General features: G+C 80.0%; 1 protein-coding gene. It reads left to right on the forward strand.

Annotated features, from left to right (window positions below; translation table 11 throughout):
- Positions 1-1,468, forward strand: a 1,468-nt coding sequence (locus ACYVI6_RS18695) for a hypothetical protein (protein WP_460447790.1), incomplete at both ends; no start/stop codon positions are given.

Below are 1,468 nucleotides of genomic sequence, written 5' to 3' on the forward strand. Positions count from 1 at the left end.
GCCGCCTGGTCGGCGGCCGCCACCACCGCGGCCGACCCAGCGGCGGGGCGGCTCGTCGTCGACGCCGTCACGGCCGCGCTGGCCCGGCACGGCGGCGACCGGCTGCTGCGGCTGCCCGTGACCCACCAGCTGCTGCACCAGCGCACGGGTGCGGCCGACCTGCGGCACGGCGGCGTGGTGACCCTGCGCGGCGAGCCGGCGTGGTGGCGCGGGCCCACGCTCGACGCCGTCGTCAGCCTGCGCCCGCGTCTCGCCGGGGTCGACGACCCCTTCGCCCACCTGCCGACCGGCCGGCACGAGGCGGGCACGTCGTCGCTGCAGCAGCGCGGCGTCGCCTCGTTCAGCAGCATCGGGGTGTCGGCGCAGGCGCTCGCCCGCAGCGTCGGGCCGGTCGCCGGGCTCGGCGCCACCCTCGCCTGGTACCGCACCGAGAGCACGACGACCAGCACCGCGCGGGCGCTCGCCGCGGTGACGGCCGGCGGCGCCGACGTGCACGACGCCCGCCTCGCGCTCGAGGTCGACGTCCGGCTGCTCGCCCGGCCGTGGCCGACGGGTCTGTGGCACGACCTGACCGAGCGGCTCGGCGGCGCCCCCGACCGCCGGCGTCCGGTGGCGCACGAGCAGGTCGTCGCCGAGGCACCGGGCCGGGTGCGCGCCACGGGCTGGACGCCGTTGCTCGCCGCGCTGCGGCCCGGCACGCCGACCGTCCGCACCGGGCACGCCCCTGCGCTGCCCGAGCCGGCACACGCCGGCTCGCAGGTGCTGCACGAGGCGTACCCCGCGCTGCTCGGCGAGGCCGTGCGCCGGGTCGTCGCCGTGGTCGGCCGCCCGCACGACGTCGACCTGCACGCCGACCAGCTGCACGCCGCCTTCGGGGCGCACACCGTGCCCGCGCTGGTCGGTGACGGCGGCGCGGCGATCACCGTGGGCTCCGTGGCGCTCGACCTGCAGGTCGTGCTCAGCGGCGCCCGGGTGCTCGGCGTCGTCGACGGCGTCGGGCTGCGCACCAGCACCACCCAGGCGGTGATGAGCCTCGGCGAGCGCCGCTTCGACCACGGGCCGTTCCTGGTGGTCGGCGGCTTCGGGCAGGGCCGTCCCGCTGCGGGCGCCACGCTGCAGGCCACCGGGCAGGGCCGCGGCTCGTACCGGTGGCGGCGCACCGCGTTCCACTCCGCGTCCGGCTCGGTGACGTCCGAGCTCGAGCCGCACGCGGCGCAGCACCGGGCCGTCGCGCTGCGGCACCGGCTCGACGTCCGGGCCCAGGCGGTGCGGGTGCCCAGGTCGCTGGCCCGGCGGGCACCCGGTCCCGGCCGGGCGACGGCGTCCGTGGTGCACGACGGGGGCGTGGTCACCGCGCTGCCGGTGCTGCACCCGGCGCTGGCCGAGCTCGTGGCGCCGGGGGTGCCGCGGCCCGGGCCGCTGCCCACGACGCTCGGGCTCCGCCTGCCCGGACCGGTCGACGCCGCCG

It is taken from the genome of Angustibacter aerolatus (assembly GCF_054776675.1).